We start from the raw sequence: 14570 nt of genomic DNA on the forward strand, positions 1-14570 counted from the left end.
AAATGGCAGCTGTCAAATCAGGAAAGAGCAAAGCGAAATCACCGAGTTCAAAGAGCAACAAGACTCTAGTAATCGTGGAATCCCCGTCCAAGGCGAAGACAATAGGAAAATATTTAGGCAGCAGGTATAACGTAATTGCCTCGGTTGGCCATGTAAGAGATTTGCCAAAGAGCAAGCTTGGAATAGATATAGATGATAACTTTGAGCCTCAGTACATTTCTATAAGAGGAAAGGGTGACCTCATCAAGAGTCTTAAGAAAGAGGCTTCTAAGGCGAGCAAGGTTTATCTTGCAACTGACCCTGATAGAGAGGGAGAAGCTATATCTTGGCATTTAGCATTCCTTTTGGGTTTAGATCCAGAGGAAGCTTGCAGGATAGAATTCAATGAGATCACAAAAGACACTATAAAGGAAGCAATTAAACACCCACGTAAGATAAACATGGGTCTTGTTGATGCGCAGCAGGCAAGACGTGTTCTAGATAGACTTGTGGGATATCAGATTAGCCCGCTTCTTTGGAGGAAGGTAAGAAAGGGACTTTCCGCCGGAAGAGTTCAGTCTGCAGCCCTTAAGATAATCTGTGATAGAGAACGCGAGATAGAGAAATTTGAGCCAAAGGAATTCTGGAACATTACAGCTGAGTTCAAGAAGAGCAAGAAGTTTCAGGCAAAGCTTGCAGAGGCAAACGGTAAGAAAATCGTTGTAGAAAACAAAGCACAAAATGACAATATAATAAAGGAACTTAATTCGGGTGAGTTTATTGTATCTGATGTAAAGGAAAAGATAAGAATGCAAAAACCTTATCCTCCTTTTACAACAAGTAGCTTACAGCAGGATGCAGGAAACAAATTGAATTTCAATGCAAAGAAAACTATGATGATAGCACAGCAGCTATATGAGGGTGTAGATGTAAAAGGTAGAGGAACTACTGGTCTTATCACTTACCTTAGAACAGACTCTGTGCGTGTTTCTGATGCAGCAAAACAGGCAGCAAAGGATCTAATAGTATCAAAGTTTGGTGCTGAATACAGCGCAAACAATGTTTTCTCAAATAAGAAGAAAGACATACAGGATGCACACGAAGCAATTAGACCAGCAATCATAGAGCTTGAACCAGAACTTATCAAAGATTCACTTACAGCAGATCAGTTTAAGCTATACAAGCTAATCTGGAATAGATTCATGGCAAGCCAGATGTCACAGTCAAAGTCAAACAGCATGCAGGTAAACATTGCAAACGGAATCTACGGATTCAAGGCTAATGGATCTGAACTACTCTTTGATGGTTTCAGAAGACTATATAATACTGCAGATGATGAGGGAGCAAAGCTCCTCCCAAGCTTAGAGAAGGACGAAAAGCTTAATGCAGAAAGCCTAAAGGGAGAACAGTCGTTTACCCAGCCACCTGCAAGATATACTGAAGCCAGCCTTGTAAAAGAACTAGAAGATAAAGATATCGGACGTCCAAGTACATATGCACCTATAGTAAGCACTTTGACGGAGCGTAAGTATGTAGGAAGAGAAAAGAAGGCTCTTAAACCAACTGAACTAGGATTCCTCGTAAACGATTTGATGGAGGAATATTTCAAGGATATCGTCGATGCAGGCTTCACTGCTAATATGGAAAATCGTCTAGATGATGTTGAAGTTGGCAGTCAGAAGTGGAAGGATCTTATTTCTGAATTCTATGGTCCATTCAAAAAGGAACTTGATATTGCAGATAGTGCAATTGAAAAGATAGTAGTAGAAGATGTCCCAACAGGTGAACTATGCGAGCTTTGCGGAAAACCTATGGTTATAAAGGCGGGAAGATTCGGAGACTTTATCGCATGTAGCGGATATCCAGAATGTAAGAACACCAAGCCAATTATTAAGACAATTGGTGTAAAGTGTCCAAATTGTGGTAAAGATATAGTAGCGCGCAAAAGTAAGAGAGGTAGACTTTTCTACGGATGCAGCGGATACCCTGATTGCAAAACTGTATTTTGGAACAAACCAACAGATAAAAGATGTCCTGAATGCAATAGCATATTATTAGAAAAAAAGACAAAGAATAAAAATTTTGTTTGTTCGAACGAAAAGTGTGGGTATACAGAATAGTAACATTAGGAGGTTATTGACATGGTCGAATTCCACGCAACAACAATTTGCGCAGTAAGAAGAGGTCCAGATGACATAGCCATCGGTGGAGATGGACAGGTTACTATGGGCCAAACAGCGATAATGAAGAACGGTGCTAAGAAGGTAAAGAAAATATATAACAACCAGGTTTTAACAGGATTTGCAGGTTCTGTTGCCGATGCTTTTTCATTAACTGAGAAGTTTGAGAAGAAGCTTGAGGAGCACAGTGGAAACCTAAAAAGAGCAGCTGTAGACCTCGCTCAGATGTGGCGTTCTGACAGAGGTATGCGTAATCTTGAGGCTCTTATGATTGTCGTTGATAAGGATGACATGTTGGTAATTTCCGGCACGGGTGAAGTTATTGCACCTGATCAAGATTTTGTAGCTATCGGATCTGGTGGCAACTTTGCGTATTCAGCAGCAAATGCTTTGTTCAATCATACAGATATGAGCGCAGCAGAGGTTGTTGAGGAATCGCTGAAGATTGCTTCTTCGATTTGTGTATACACTAATGACAATATTAGTGTTGAGAGACTTTAGGAGGTTATTATGGCAAACAAATTTCAACAAATGACTCCGAAGGAAATCGTTGCAGAACTCGATAAGTATATAATCGGTCAGGATAGAGCAAAGCGCTCTGTAGCGATTGCGCTGAGAAATAGATATAGAAGAAATCTTCTTTCCGAAGAAATGAGAGAAGAAATTACACCTAAGAACATTTTGATGATAGGACCTACAGGCTGTGGTAAGACAGAGATAGCAAGAAGACTTGCTAAGCTCATGGATGCACCTTTTGTAAAGGTAGAGGCAACAAAGTTCACCGAAGTCGGATATGTAGGAAGAGATGTCGATTCCATGGTGAGAGATCTCGTAGAGAGCTCCATCAGAATTACTAAGCAGTCAAGACTTAAGGAAAAGTACGACATTGCAGATAAAATTGCCGAAGATAAGATAGTTGAGGCTATGGTTCCTGGCAAGAAAAAGAAAGAAGCAACAAAGCAACCTCAGAATCCTTTTGAGATGCTAATGAATACAGCATACGGACAGAAGAAGGAAGATGAGCCTGAGCAGGAAGCTACTACAGATGTAGCAATGGCTAGAGAGCAGGTTAGACATCAGCTAAGACAGGGACTTCTCGAAGATCAGTATGTCGACATAGAAGTAATTGATGCTCCAAAGGGAAATCAGCTTGACATGAGTAACGAAGGCATGAGCATTGCAATCGGAAATATCTTTGGGGATATGATGCCTAATAAGACGAGAACAAAACATGTACGTGTCAGTGAAGCACGCAAGATTCTCAGAGAGCAGGAAGCTCAGAACCTGCTTGATATGGAACAGGTAACAGATGACGCTATAGAAAATGCTGAGCAAAACGGAATAATATTTATCGATGAAATTGATAAGATAGCTTCTGGAGCTGAGTTTACAAGTGGAGCATCTGTTTCAAGAGAAGGTGTTCAGAGAGATATACTTCCAATTGTAGAAGGAAGCGTAGTAAATACAAAGTACGGACCGGTTAAGACGGATCACATTTTGTTCATAGGGGCAGGTGCCTTCCATGTATCAAAGCCAACTGATCTAATTCCAGAACTACAGGGACGTTTCCCAATCAGAGTGGAGTTAGAGAACTTGACCACAGAAATCTTCAGAAAAATTCTAACTGTACCGGAAAATGCTATCATTAAACAAAATCAAGAATTAATGGCAACCGAGAAAATAAAATTGGAATTTTCAGAAGATGCTATTGACGAAATCGCCGAAATGTCGTATCTTATGAATGAACAGGCAGAAAATATTGGTGCCAGACGACTATATACAGTAATGGAGAAGCTTTTAGAGGACATTTCATTCGATATTCCAGAAACTAACGGTGAGCCAATTGTGATAGATAAGAATTATGTCATAAGTAAGTTTAATGATACAGTTCATAAAGATGATATTGATAAATATATATTATAAATATTATAATGTAATAGAATTTTGAATGAAAAGGAAAAGGTGGATTCAAAAATGAAGGGTAATTTATTATCAAAAGTCAGAAGACTTAACAATGTACTATCAGAGAGTACATCAGGATTTGTATCTTTTGATGAACTATGCAATATACTGTACGACATGCTAAATGCAAATGTATATATCCTGAACAAGAGAGGTAAGGTGCTAGCAGCAAAATTTGACGACGGTGAAGAAGCACCACTAGTAAAGGTAGAGGGAGGACACTTCGAGCTACCTAAGGAGTTCAACGACAAGTTCCTTGAGCGCAAAGAGGCTTGTGAGAACCTAACAAACGATGCTATCAAGAACATCTATGGAGAAGAATACTCACTATCATCTAAGTATCACACAATCGTACCAGTTATCTTTGGTGGTAAGAGAGTTGCTACACTTTTATATGTAAGAGCAAGTGAGGCATTTACAGACGAGGATCTAGCTATCTGCGAATATGGTGCAACAGTAGTTGGTATTGAGGTAACAAGAGGAATTGCACTTGAGGAAGAGGAAGACAATAGACTAAAGGCTGCAGTAAGCGTAGCACTTGAGACATTGTCATACTCCGAGCTTGAGGCTGTTATTAAGATCTTTGAGGAACTCAATGGAAACGAAGGACTTCTTGTTGCAAGCAAGATTGCTGACATGTCAGGAATCACACGTTCAGTAATTGTAAACGCTCTTCGTAAGCTAGAGAGTGCTGGTGTTATTGAGTCAAGATCTCTCGGAATGAAGGGAACAAGAATCAAGATCACAAACGAGTTCTTGAGAGAAGAAATTGAGAAGGTAGAAATTTAATTTACTAGATATTTCAAGGACCGCAGGTTTTAATCTGCGGTCTTTCTACTATAAGGAACTTATTGTAAATGGAAGCAGAGTATAAAACCATCAAAGACGCAGCAAAGGCTGAGCTAAATATAGAAAAATCAAAGTTTATTTCGCACATTTCCCATGCAAACAATAGGGAAGAGGCGGAAGCCTTTATTCAAATGATAAAAGCTGAATATAAGGATGCGACGCATAACGTATCCTCCTTTGTCATAGGACCAAAGATGGAACTCAAATGGGCAACTGATGATGGAGAACCTCAGGGAACGGCTGGAATGCCGATTCTAAAGGTTTTAGAGGAGCAAGGTATAACTAATACAGTTGTCGTTGTTACTCGCTATTTTGGTGGAAAAAAACTTGGTACTGGCGGACTTGTAAGAGCATACACTGATAGTACACTTGAGGCAATCAAGGCTTCTGGACTTTGTGAGGTGTATAAGATTGCTAGCATCAAAGCTAGGATTGACTATTCATCATATAGCAAGCTAATAAAACTAAGTCTTCCATTTTATACGGAGATTGTATCAACTGAATTTCAAGATGCAGTGTTAGTAGAAATAGACTTTGATCCAGAAAGGCTCGAAGAGCTAAAAGATGCGATAGACAACCTGAGCAGGGGACAAGCTTCAATCAAAATATGTGAGGACAAAATCAAAGCAATTCCGATTGAGGAGTAAAATAATAGGCTTAGAACATTAAATTGCATATATTATGGATAAAATTCGATTAATGTCGTTTTTATTATTGACAAGCATAATAAAATATGGTAAATTCATATAGCTGAGTTATCCAAGGAAATATCCGAATTAGCACTCAAGAGAAAAAGTTCTTGACAATGTCAAGACGACACTCTATAATATGTAAGTGCGTCGGACAACGATGGAAGCAATTGAGGGCGTTTAGCTCAGCTGGGAGAGCACCTGCCTTACAAGCAGGGGGTCATAGGTTCGAGCCCTATAACGCCCACCATTATTGCGGCCTGGTAGTTCAGTTGGTTAGAATGCCAGCCTGTCACGCTGGAGGTCGACGGTTCGAGCCCGTTCCAGGTCGCCATCGATTTTTAGGACATAATTAAGACATAATAACAATAAATATATATAATATGCTGGCGTGGCTCAACGGTAGAGCAGCTGATTTGTAATCAGCAGGTTGGGGGTTCGATTCCCTCCGCCAGCTCCATTTTAAGAAACTATACAAGTCAATAATATGGTATCCAGGTGAATATTGGCGCTGGGATATGCTTAATTTGAATGAGGTCGTCGAGGGATTCCCGAGTGGCCAAAGGGGGCGGACTGTAAATCCGTTAGCTGAGCTTTCGATGGTTCGAATCCATCTCCCTCGACCAATTTTACAAATATATATGCGGAAGTGGCTCAGGGGTAGAGCATCGCCTTGCCAAGGCGAGGGTCGCGAGTTCGAATCTCGTCTTCCGCTCCAATTTATGCGGATGTAGTTCAATGGTAGAACCTCAGCCTTCCAAGCTGATGGCGTGAGTTCGATTCTCATCATCCGCTCCATTTTTTTCAGATAAGCGTGGGTCCATAGCTCAGTTGGATAGAGCAACGGCCTTCTAAGCCGTGTGTCTGGGGTTCGAATCCCTATGGACTCACCATTGTTATTTGGTGAACGATGGGGTATCGCCAAGTGGTAAGGCAACGGACTTTGACTCCGTCATTCGTAGGTTCGAGTCCTGCTACCCCAGCCAGTAGAGATGACCCATTAGCTCAGTCGGCAGAGCACTTGACTTTTAATCAAGGTGTCCGGAGTTCGAATCTCCGATGGGTCACCATTTGATTATTTAATAACTAAAAGAATCCACATTTATGGAGAGGTGTCCGAGTGGTTTAAGGAGCTGGTCTTGAAAACCAGTGATTCCGAAAGGGACCGTGGGTTCGAATCCCACCCTCTCCGCCACATAATTTATAGGTAGTAGATCAAGCCTGGAGAAGTACTCAAGAGGCTGAAGAGGACGGTTTGCTAAACCGTTAGGGTTCGTATTAGGGCCGCATGGGTTCGAATCCCATCTTCTCCGCCACATTAATATAGGGGTATAGCTCAGTTGGTAGAGCAGCGGTCTCCAAAACCGCGTGCCGTGGGTTCGAATCCTACTGCCCCTGCCAATTTAATACATATATCGGGGTGTAGCGCAGTTTGGTAGCGCAACTGGTTTGGGACCAGTGGGCCGCGGGTTCAAATCCTGCCACCCCGACCATTTTTTAAGGCGTGGGCCATTAGCTCAGTTGGTCAGAGCGTCCGGCTCATAACCGGCAGGTCCTGGGTTCAAGTCCCCGATGGCCCACCAAAATTAAATTATGATGTGCTCAGATAGCTCAGTTGGTAGAGCAGGGGACTGAAAATCCCCGTGTCCTTGGTTCGATTCCGAGTCTGAGCACCATTAATAAGCAGTTTTTCGATGCTTCGCGCTCGGAGAGCTGTTTTTTAATAGCCTACAGAAATTATATATTATGTATTTGTATATAATTTCGTCGTAGGCTTTACACAAGGTTTGCCCAACAGCCACGCTGTTGGCTGCAAACTACTGTGAACTAAATATAAATGTCTCTGATTTCGTCGTAGGCTTTATGCAACACTCGCCCAAGAGCGAAGCTATTGGCAACGAGTGACTTAATAGCCTACAGAAATCTTTGATTTCGTCGTAGGCTTTATGCAACACTTGTCCAGTTGCAAAGCAACTGGCAACAAGTGACTGCAAATCAGTGTATTTATATTTGACTTCATCATAGGCTACTGCAGCACCAAACACGTTTCATCTCCAATCCAATTATCTTTTCAAACCATGTGCAAAATATCACATTTTGATAGATCAATATGATATAATTTCATTAGTAACTTATATATAGAAAGGTGAATTATGGCACAATTATATTATAGATATAGCACCATGAATGCAGGCAAATCGATTGAACTTATCAAAGTTGCATATAACTACGATGAGCGCGGAAAGAATGTAATGACTCTTGTTCCATCAGTAGATGATAGATATGGACAGGGCGTTATCACTTCGAGGATTGGTGTACAGAGAGAAGCGACAATTGTTAATGATGATACAAATATCTTGGAACTTTTCATATCAGAAAATGAGAAACATAAGATAGACTGTGTTCTTATTGATGAGTGTCAGTTTTTGAAGAAACATCATGTACTAGAGCTCGTTGAGATAGTGGATAGCTTTGATGTACCAGTACTTGCATATGGACTAAAGAATGATTTCAGAAACGAGATGTTTGAAGGATCATATTATTTACTAATATACGCAGACAAGATAGAGGAAATTAAGACTATTTGTTGGTGTGGACGCAAGGCGACAATGGTTGCCAGAGTCGTAGATGGCAAAATAGTTAAGCATGGCAGACAGGTTATGGTTGGTGGAAATGAGATGTATGTTTCGCTTTGCAGGAAGCACTATAACGATGGACGGCTTAGTGACAAAAATTAATATAAATAAAGACGCTGTAGGCAATTGCTTACAGCGTTTGTCATATAGCCCCATTATTTACTGATATATACTCTCGGTGGTCTTGCAGAGAGCCTGCAAATAATGTCGTTCTTATTTGTTCCTACAAGTTCACTAGCTTCCTGGATTGTCATAGATCCATCTTTACCGTTACCATAGATGATTGCCTTATCGCCCTCAGCTACATCTTTGATATCTGTTACGTCTGCAACAACCTGGTCCATGCATAGGACTCCGACAATGTTTGCTTTTTGACCTTTGATGATAACATAACCCTTGTCACGCATCTGACGTGGGTAGCCATCTGCATATCCGAAAGGTAGAGTAGCGACAATGCTATCTCTTTCGGCCCTCCAAAGGAAATCGTAACCAACACCATCGCCCTTGTTTATTTTGTGAATCTGTGAAATTGCAGTCTCAAATGTTATAGCGCTTTCTACGTCTATGCTTCCTTTGTGAAAGCCCCTCATTCCGTAGATTAAAGCACCTGGTCTAATCATATTCATTCTAAGCTCTGGACTATCAACGCAGGCTATGCTATCGGCTATGTGCTTATATTTGAACTTAAAGCCTTTTTCCTCAATGCGGTTTATGAAGCCAGTCAAAAGTTCATACTGTTTTGCATCATCTTTTTCACTAGCGAGTGCAAGATGTGAAAAGATACCTTCAACCTCGATTCCTTCAAGACCAAACATTTCTTCTACATCGCGTGCAAAGTCCTCTGTAGGCTCTGAACCTAGCCTGTGGAAGCCCGTATCGAGCTTTACATGGATTTTAGTCCTTGTACTAAGCTCTTTTGAGATATCTGATAAAAGTCTCGCCTGATGGAGCGAAAAGACAGTTTGAGTGATGTTTAGTTCTGCTACCTTATGCAGATATCTGTCAGGAGTATGTCCTAAGATAAATAAGGGATAGTCTTGGTATTTTTCTCTAAGGTCTATTGCTTCTGTCAAAGTTGCAACAGCAAGATGGCTAGCACCATTTTCCATGAGAGTAGGCGCAATTGCAAGTGAGCCTAGTCCATATGCATTAGCCTTAACTACAGCCATTACTGAAACCTCATCGCCAACCATTTCCTTAATTGCACGCATGTTGGCAGCTATTTGATCTAAGTCTACAATAATTCTAGTGTCTCTATAAATCTGGTCAGTCTGCATTTTTCCTCCTAAAGCTTGTTCTGTATTTCTGAGATTATCTTTGATGTAAATGTCTGAGCAAAGATAGCAATCTCGGTGTAATTGAAGCGGTTATTTTCTTTGATTATCAGGTATTTGTTGTCAAAGCCTGGAAGCCTATTATCTCCGAGTTCATCCATGCTTACCATATTCTTTATATCTATGAAAGCTGATCCAGTTATAGTTTCTGCGGGAATCTCTATAACATATTTAGAATCTATCTTGCTTATATTCACGCTGTATGGTGCCTCAAAGGAAGGGAAGGAGATGTAGTCAATAGCATCTTCCATATGCCCTTTTATAAAAAGTGTGCTATGCTTAAAGTCAATTTTTTCAATAAAACCGCCTTCATGAGGCATGCCCTGATGACATATAGCTCTCGAAAAATCTGCGTGTTTAATGACACTAACAAGTTGAAATAGCTGCTTTATATCATCGCTATTATGAAGCAAAATCTGAGAAAGCATATCCTTGGAACCCGTCGTTTGATATTGAGAATAGAGTTCTACGCTCTCCTTACCACTGATTTTATCGCTCCTATCTGTAGATAGACCAGCAAAAACTTCAAGCGACTTTTGACTCATGCTTCCAAGTAGTTTAGGAAGGTCAGAGTAGTGCTTCATAATCATGAAAAGGTCGAGGTTGCAAAGAGCTCTGAACTTGATACCGTATTTCTCAGAGCGTTTATTCAAAAATGGAATATCAAAGAGTTTTCCATTATATGTTACGACATAGTCGACATACTCAAGGGATTTGTTTGCTAAAGCGATGATTTCCTTTTCTTCAGCAGGTGTTTCTGCAAAGAACTGCTCAAGACGAGCTTCATTTCCATCAAAGATAACAAGACCTATCAAAATGACAGCACTGAAGTTTGGCGATAGGCCAGTTGTCTCAATATCTAAAACTGCAAAGCTTTTACCAGCGAAGAACATGTTAAAGAACGCAGGAAAATCGCAACTTATATCTAATTTTTCTTTTATATTTATCATACTAACCTCACGTTAATATATATGTATCCATATACGAAAGTATTATAACACAAAAACAAAAGAAACCTGAAAAGGTTTCTTTTGTTAAAAGGGGTATTGGGATTAGAGATTAAGAGGTTATCAGGGGATAACCCTCATTTATATTATAGTTACTAATCCTTAGAATTGCAAGTACTAATTGCATAAATATACTGTTATTTTTTTAACTTTTGGTAATAAATAGCAAAAAAATGCTTAAAAAATTAGAAATTTGTTTAATTCATCAAAAAATGTCTGAAATTTAGTAACATTTTTGTGAGGAAATTGACGGAGTTTTTATATATTCATATAAAATGTATAAATAATACATATAAAAAACATATGTAATTAATTTAATAATGCTTAGATAAAATATGATATAATATATTAAAATCCGCGAGGAGGTTTTGTTATGACATTTGAAGAAAAAACGCTTAATTCAGAGCGTATTTACGAAGGTAGAATACTTAATTTGAGATGTGATGAGGTTACAACAGTCAATGGAACTTCACATCGTGAGATAATTGAGCATAATGGAGGGGCAGCGATAGCTGCTTTGACAGACGATAGAAAACTAGTTATGGTTAAGCAGTTCAGAAAGCCATCTGATCGCGTCATGCTAGAGGTACCAGCAGGTAAAAGAGACGGTAAAGAAGCAGGACTTGATGTAGCAAGGCGAGAGCTAAAAGAGGAGACTGGATACTCTGCGAAGTCCATGACATACCTGACTTCAATATTCCCAGCAATAGGCTATTCGGAGGAGGTCTTGGATATATACCTTGCTGAAGATCTTGCAGCTGGGGAGACTGATTTTGATGATAACGAAGCCATAGACATCCTTGAGATTCCGCTTGAGGAGCTCGTTGACATGATTATGGCGGGAAAGATTGAAGATGCAAAGAGCATAGTGGCTATTATGATGACAGCAGAAGTACTGAGAAGGAGAAGCGATGGATAATATTCGTAGTTTTTCAGATTATCTAAGAGATAGCAAAAATACATCAGAAAATACAATACTCGCATATAGCAGAGACATCCTAGCTTTCGAAAAGTACTTAGACAAGAAGGGAAAAGAACTTCTAGAGGCTACTCAGACAGATGTACTTTCATACATTATGGAACTTAGCAAGGCAGGGAAGTCTACATCTACAACAAATAGAAAACTTGCTTCAATCAGAGCTTTTTATACATTTAAGATTAAGGAAAATGAGCTAAAGACAAACCCTGCAGATGATATTAAAACTCCTAGAGCCGAGCGTAAGGAAGTTGATTTTCTAAGCATAGCAGAGGTAGAGGAACTTCTAAAGCAGCCTGGTGAAAGCGTTAAGGGCTATAGAGATAGAGCCATTTTTGAGGTTCTATATGGAACTGGAATAAGAGTTAATGAGCTGATTGAGCTAAACCTTGATGATGTAAATCTTCGCATGGGATTCATAACCTGTCAGGGTAATGGCAAGGGAAGAATTGTACCTTTAGGAAGTTATGCGAAGGATGCTATTAAGAAATACTTTGATAGCAGTATGCCAAGCCTAGCAAAGAACAAGAACTATCAGGATGGAAGTGCACCTTTGTTCCTAAATTACATGGGTGAGAGATTCACTAGGCAGGGCCTTTGGAAGCTTATGAAGCAGTATGGCAAGGCTGTTGGAATGGAGGAGAGAATTACTCCTCATATACTCAGAAATTCATTTACTGTTCATATGATACAAAACGGTGCAGATCTAAAGACTTTGCAGGAACTTTTAGGTTATGATGACATGCAGGCACTTCAGGTTTTCATGCAGCTTTCAAAGAGTAGAATCAAGGATGTTTACGATAGAACTCATCCAAGAGCCTAGATTTGGTATATAATTGGCGATAAATTATCAAAAATGCACAATTTTGCTTGCATTTGTCTCTTTGAGATGATAATATATTTAAGTTAGTACGGGTGGTCCTCTGCATACAGTAGTGGCAAGAACACCTTGGAGGGAAAGGAGGAACCCAATCAATGAATATTTTAGATTCAGTTGCTCAGGATTATCTCAAGAAGGATGTCCCTGCATTTAACGTAGGTGACCAGGTAAAGGTCCACGTTAAAATTAAGGAAGGCGCAAGAGAAAGAATTCAGATTTTTGAAGGTTTTGTTCTTAAGAAGCAGAACGGTGGAATCGGTGCTACATTTACAGTTAGAAAGATTGCTTCTGGTGTAGGTGTTGAGAAGACATTTCCACTTCATTCTCCATGGGTCGAGAAAATCGAAGTTGTTAGAGAAGGTAAGGTTAGAAGAGCTAGACTTCACTACATGCGTGGCAGAACCGGTAAGGCTGCTAAGATTAAGACTAAATAATAACGGTCACAAAGGACATCCGCATGGGTGTCCTTTTTACTAATAGTTGCGTAGTTGCGTTGAAATTGAAAGAGGTTCAAGATGTCATTGCAAAACATAAACTGGTATCCAGGTCATATGAAAAAGACGAGAGAGCTTATTGCTAGCAATCTCAAGCTTGTTGATATAGTAATAGAAGTTATAGACGCTAGAATTCCTATTTCGAGCAGAAATCCAGTAATCGATGAGCTTACAGCAGGTAAGCAGAGAATAATTATCCTAAACAAGAGCGATCTATCAGACGGTCAGGAAAATAAGCGCTGGATAGAAAAACTTAGCAAGGATGGAAGCAAGGTTATGACTCTTGATTCTATGCACGGCGTTGGAATTAAGGAACTTATAAATTTGATGTCTAAAATTGAGGACGATATCAATAAAGATAGGGTTCGTAAGAAGAACCTAAGACTAATGATTGTCGGTGTTCCCAATGTTGGCAAGTCATCTTTGATTAATCGTCTGACGGGAAAGAAGAGTGCAAAGACTGGGGATAAGCCAGGTGTGACTAAGGGAAAGCAGTGGCTGACCCTTTCAAACGGAATGCAGCTTCTCGATACTCCAGGCATCCTGTGGCCTAAGTTTGAAGATGAAAATGTAGGAATTAAACTTGCTTTCTGTGGCTCTATCAAGGATGAAATTCTTGATTTAGAGACACTTGCGCTTAGGCTAATTGAGCTTCTTCAGGAGGAGTATCCTAAGCTCTTAGCAAATAGATATAAGCTTGAGGAAATTTCTGACGAGGGGCTTGTGAACATGGATAATATTGCGCTAAATAGAGGATTTATTCTATCAAAAGGTAGAATAGACTATAGCAGATGTGCAAAGACTGTCCTAGATGAATTTAGGTCTGCTCAGATTGGTAGAATCACTTTAGAAAGGGCCAAGTAATATGACTAAAGCTGAAAGACTTGAGCTTGCTATCAAAAGGACTGAGGAGCTTAGAAGGCCGGAAATAGAGCTCATGGACAAGGGATATAGTCTAATTGCTGGTGTCGATGAGGTTGGCCGAGGCCCTCTTGCTGGTCCGGTAGTTGCAGCCGCTTGCATTTTTGATAGAGATGTAGACATAGTTGGTATAGATGACTCCAAGAAACTAAGCGAAAAGAAGAGGGAGCAGTTCTTTGATGAAATTAAAGATAAGGCTCTAGCATATGGTATTGGAGAAGCTTCGTGTGAAGTCATCGATGAAATTAATATTTTAGAAGCAACTAAACTTGCCATGAAAAGGGCGATAGATGAAGCTGATAAAATGCTGGAATCTAAGGGAAGAGATAGGATTCAAATTGTAATCTTTGACGCTGTAAAGATCAATGATTTAAAGAAGGAACAAATGTCGGTAATCAAAGGTGATCAGACATATTTCTCTGTTGCAGCAGCATCTATTCTTGCAAAGGTAACGAGAGATAATTTGATGAAGGAATATGACAAAGTTTATCCTGAATACGGATTTGCATCCAATAAGGGATATGGAACAAAGGCTCATTATGAGGGAATCAAGAAGGCTGGAATTACAGAAATCCATAGAAAAAGCTTTCTAAAAAATCTCGATACACACTAAATATAAGATTTATACGGACCGGGTGCATTTAATTATGCATCCGGTTTTGT

At 39.8% G+C, this 14570-nt stretch carries 14 protein-coding genes and 15 tRNA genes; 26 read left to right on the forward strand and 3 right to left on the reverse strand.

Annotated elements, in window-relative coordinates:
* The first annotated feature begins 2 nt into the window (after positions 1 to 2).
* From ADJ67_03790 to ADJ67_03885, 20 genes are all read left to right on the forward strand, one after another.
* Positions 3 to 2099 carry a DNA topoisomerase I gene (locus ADJ67_03790; GenBank protein ID AKT46875.1) on the forward strand — a complete coding sequence of 699 codons (2097 nt, stop codon included), beginning with the start codon at positions 3 to 5 and terminating at the stop codon, positions 2097 to 2099.
* Between the two features lie 15 nt (positions 2100 to 2114).
* Complete coding sequence (locus tag ADJ67_03795; protein AKT46876.1) at positions 2115 to 2660, forward strand: peptidase; 546 nt, start codon at positions 2115 to 2117, stop codon at positions 2658 to 2660.
* A 30-nt stretch (positions 2661 to 2690) separates the two neighbouring features.
* Positions 2691 to 4082 carry an ATP-dependent protease gene (locus ADJ67_03800; GenBank protein ID AKT47663.1) on the forward strand — a complete coding sequence of 464 codons (1392 nt, stop codon included), beginning with the start codon at positions 2691 to 2693 and terminating at the stop codon, positions 4080 to 4082.
* Between the two features lie 51 nt (positions 4083 to 4133).
* Positions 4134 to 4910 (forward strand): hypothetical protein, encoded by a 777-nt coding sequence (locus ADJ67_03805; protein AKT46877.1) that lies wholly within the window; start codon positions 4134 to 4136, stop codon positions 4908 to 4910.
* Between the two features lie 68 nt (positions 4911 to 4978).
* Entirely contained in the window at positions 4979 to 5617 is a 639-nt protein-coding gene (locus tag ADJ67_03810) for a hypothetical protein (GenBank protein AKT46878.1), read from the forward strand.
* A gap of 216 nt (positions 5618 to 5833) precedes the next feature.
* A tRNA-Val gene (locus tag ADJ67_03815) sits at positions 5834 to 5909 on the forward strand.
* Between the two features lie 7 nt (positions 5910 to 5916).
* A tRNA-Asp gene (locus ADJ67_03820) sits at positions 5917 to 5993 on the forward strand.
* Between the two features lie 51 nt (positions 5994 to 6044).
* Positions 6045 to 6119 (forward strand) — tRNA-Thr (locus tag ADJ67_03825).
* 81 nt (positions 6120 to 6200) lie between these two features.
* Positions 6201 to 6285, forward strand: a tRNA-Tyr gene (locus ADJ67_03830).
* Positions 6286 to 6302: 17 nt separating this feature from the next.
* Positions 6303 to 6377, forward strand: a tRNA-Gly gene (locus ADJ67_03835).
* A gap of 6 nt (positions 6378 to 6383) precedes the next feature.
* Positions 6384 to 6457 (forward strand) — tRNA-Gly (locus ADJ67_03840).
* Positions 6458 to 6475: 18 nt separating this feature from the next.
* Positions 6476 to 6552 (forward strand) — tRNA-Arg (locus tag ADJ67_03845).
* An 18-nt stretch (positions 6553 to 6570) separates the two neighbouring features.
* Positions 6571 to 6645, forward strand: a tRNA-Gln gene (locus tag ADJ67_03850).
* 8 nt (positions 6646 to 6653) lie between these two features.
* Positions 6654 to 6729: transfer RNA gene (locus ADJ67_03855), tRNA-Lys, on the forward strand.
* Between the two features lie 36 nt (positions 6730 to 6765).
* Positions 6766 to 6854: transfer RNA gene (locus ADJ67_03860), tRNA-Ser, on the forward strand.
* Between the two features lie 28 nt (positions 6855 to 6882).
* Positions 6883 to 6975: transfer RNA gene (locus ADJ67_03865), tRNA-Ser, on the forward strand.
* Positions 6976 to 6984: 9 nt separating this feature from the next.
* A tRNA-Trp gene (locus ADJ67_03870) sits at positions 6985 to 7060 on the forward strand.
* A 15-nt stretch (positions 7061 to 7075) separates the two neighbouring features.
* Positions 7076 to 7152: transfer RNA gene (locus tag ADJ67_03875), tRNA-Pro, on the forward strand.
* A gap of 13 nt (positions 7153 to 7165) precedes the next feature.
* Positions 7166 to 7242: transfer RNA gene (locus tag ADJ67_03880), tRNA-Met, on the forward strand.
* Positions 7243 to 7259: 17 nt separating this feature from the next.
* Positions 7260 to 7335: transfer RNA gene (locus tag ADJ67_03885), tRNA-Phe, on the forward strand.
* Positions 7336 to 7476: 141 nt separating this feature from the next.
* Here ADJ67_03885 and ADJ67_03890 read toward each other — a convergent pair.
* Positions 7477 to 7704: a hypothetical protein gene (locus tag ADJ67_03890; GenBank protein AKT46879.1), complete on the reverse strand. Its 228-nt coding sequence runs from the start codon at positions 7702 to 7704 to the stop codon at positions 7477 to 7479.
* A gap of 108 nt (positions 7705 to 7812) precedes the next feature.
* Here ADJ67_03890 and ADJ67_03895 point away from each other — a divergent pair, with 108 nt between their 5' ends.
* On the forward strand, positions 7813 to 8397 hold the full coding sequence (locus ADJ67_03895) for a thymidine kinase (protein AKT46880.1): 585 nt from the start codon (positions 7813 to 7815) through the stop codon (positions 8395 to 8397).
* A 53-nt stretch (positions 8398 to 8450) separates the two neighbouring features.
* Here the strand turns inward: ADJ67_03895 and ADJ67_03900 are convergent, their stop codons facing one another.
* Both ADJ67_03900 and ADJ67_03905 read right to left on the reverse strand, forming a co-directional pair.
* Positions 8451 to 9572 carry an alanine racemase gene (locus tag ADJ67_03900; protein ID AKT46881.1) on the reverse strand — a complete coding sequence of 374 codons (1122 nt, stop codon included), beginning with the start codon at positions 9570 to 9572 and terminating at the stop codon, positions 8451 to 8453.
* A gap of 8 nt (positions 9573 to 9580) precedes the next feature.
* Positions 9581 to 10579, reverse strand: coding sequence for a hypothetical protein (locus tag ADJ67_03905; protein ID AKT46882.1), 999 nt, complete (start codon positions 10577 to 10579; stop codon positions 9581 to 9583).
* A 430-nt stretch (positions 10580 to 11009) separates the two neighbouring features.
* On the opposite strand from ADJ67_03905, the gene ADJ67_03910 reads away from it, so the two are divergent.
* From ADJ67_03910 to ADJ67_03930, 5 genes are all read left to right on the forward strand, one after another.
* Positions 11010 to 11555 carry an ADP-ribose pyrophosphatase gene (locus ADJ67_03910; GenBank protein ID AKT46883.1) on the forward strand — a complete coding sequence of 182 codons (546 nt, stop codon included), beginning with the start codon at positions 11010 to 11012 and terminating at the stop codon, positions 11553 to 11555.
* Positions 11548 to 12435 (forward strand): recombinase, encoded by an 888-nt coding sequence (locus tag ADJ67_03915; protein ID AKT46884.1) that lies wholly within the window; start codon positions 11548 to 11550, stop codon positions 12433 to 12435. Before ADJ67_03910 ends, ADJ67_03915 begins: the two co-directional genes overlap by 8 nt.
* A gap of 152 nt (positions 12436 to 12587) precedes the next feature.
* Positions 12588 to 12926, forward strand: a complete 339-nt coding sequence (locus tag ADJ67_03920) for a 50S ribosomal protein L19 (GenBank protein ID AKT46885.1) — start codon at positions 12588 to 12590, stop codon at positions 12924 to 12926.
* A gap of 81 nt (positions 12927 to 13007) precedes the next feature.
* On the forward strand, positions 13008 to 13850 hold the full coding sequence (locus ADJ67_03925) for a GTPase (protein ID AKT46886.1): 843 nt from the start codon (positions 13008 to 13010) through the stop codon (positions 13848 to 13850).
* A gap of 1 nt (position 13851) precedes the next feature.
* On the forward strand, positions 13852 to 14520 hold the full coding sequence (locus ADJ67_03930) for a ribonuclease HII (GenBank protein AKT46887.1): 669 nt from the start codon (positions 13852 to 13854) through the stop codon (positions 14518 to 14520).
* Positions 14521 to 14570 lie beyond the last annotated feature (50 nt).

It is taken from the genome of Eubacterium sulci ATCC 35585 (assembly GCA_001189495.1).
GTDB classification, from domain to species: Bacteria; Bacillota; Clostridia; order Peptostreptococcales; family Anaerovoracaceae; genus Eubacterium_B; species Eubacterium_B sulci.

What these genes read in the sequence shown, in the direction of transcription:
- ADJ67_03900 (AKT46881.1), bottom strand. Translation starts at nt 9,572, where the DNA reads ATGCAGACTGACCAGATTTATAGAGACACTAGAATTATTGTAGACTTA.
- ADJ67_03790 (AKT46875.1), top strand. Translation starts at nt 3, where the DNA reads ATGGCAGCTGTCAAATCAGGAAAGAGCAAAGCGAAATCACCGAGTTCA.
- ADJ67_03895 (AKT46880.1), top strand. Translation starts at nt 7,813, where the DNA reads ATGGCACAATTATATTATAGATATAGCACCATGAATGCAGGCAAATCG.
- ADJ67_03910 (AKT46883.1), top strand. Translation starts at nt 11,010, where the DNA reads ATGACATTTGAAGAAAAAACGCTTAATTCAGAGCGTATTTACGAAGGT.
- ADJ67_03805 (AKT46877.1), top strand. Translation starts at nt 4,134, where the DNA reads ATGAAGGGTAATTTATTATCAAAAGTCAGAAGACTTAACAATGTACTA.
- ADJ67_03800 (AKT47663.1), top strand. Translation starts at nt 2,691, where the DNA reads ATGACTCCGAAGGAAATCGTTGCAGAACTCGATAAGTATATAATCGGT.
- ADJ67_03925 (AKT46886.1), top strand. Translation starts at nt 13,008, where the DNA reads ATGTCATTGCAAAACATAAACTGGTATCCAGGTCATATGAAAAAGACG.
- ADJ67_03810 (AKT46878.1), top strand. Translation starts at nt 4,979, where the DNA reads ATGGAAGCAGAGTATAAAACCATCAAAGACGCAGCAAAGGCTGAGCTA.
- ADJ67_03915 (AKT46884.1), top strand. Translation starts at nt 11,548, where the DNA reads ATGGATAATATTCGTAGTTTTTCAGATTATCTAAGAGATAGCAAAAAT.
- ADJ67_03930 (AKT46887.1), top strand. Translation starts at nt 13,852, where the DNA reads ATGACTAAAGCTGAAAGACTTGAGCTTGCTATCAAAAGGACTGAGGAG.
- ADJ67_03905 (AKT46882.1), bottom strand. Translation starts at nt 10,579, where the DNA reads ATGATAAATATAAAAGAAAAATTAGATATAAGTTGCGATTTTCCTGCG.
- ADJ67_03920 (AKT46885.1), top strand. Translation starts at nt 12,588, where the DNA reads ATGAATATTTTAGATTCAGTTGCTCAGGATTATCTCAAGAAGGATGTC.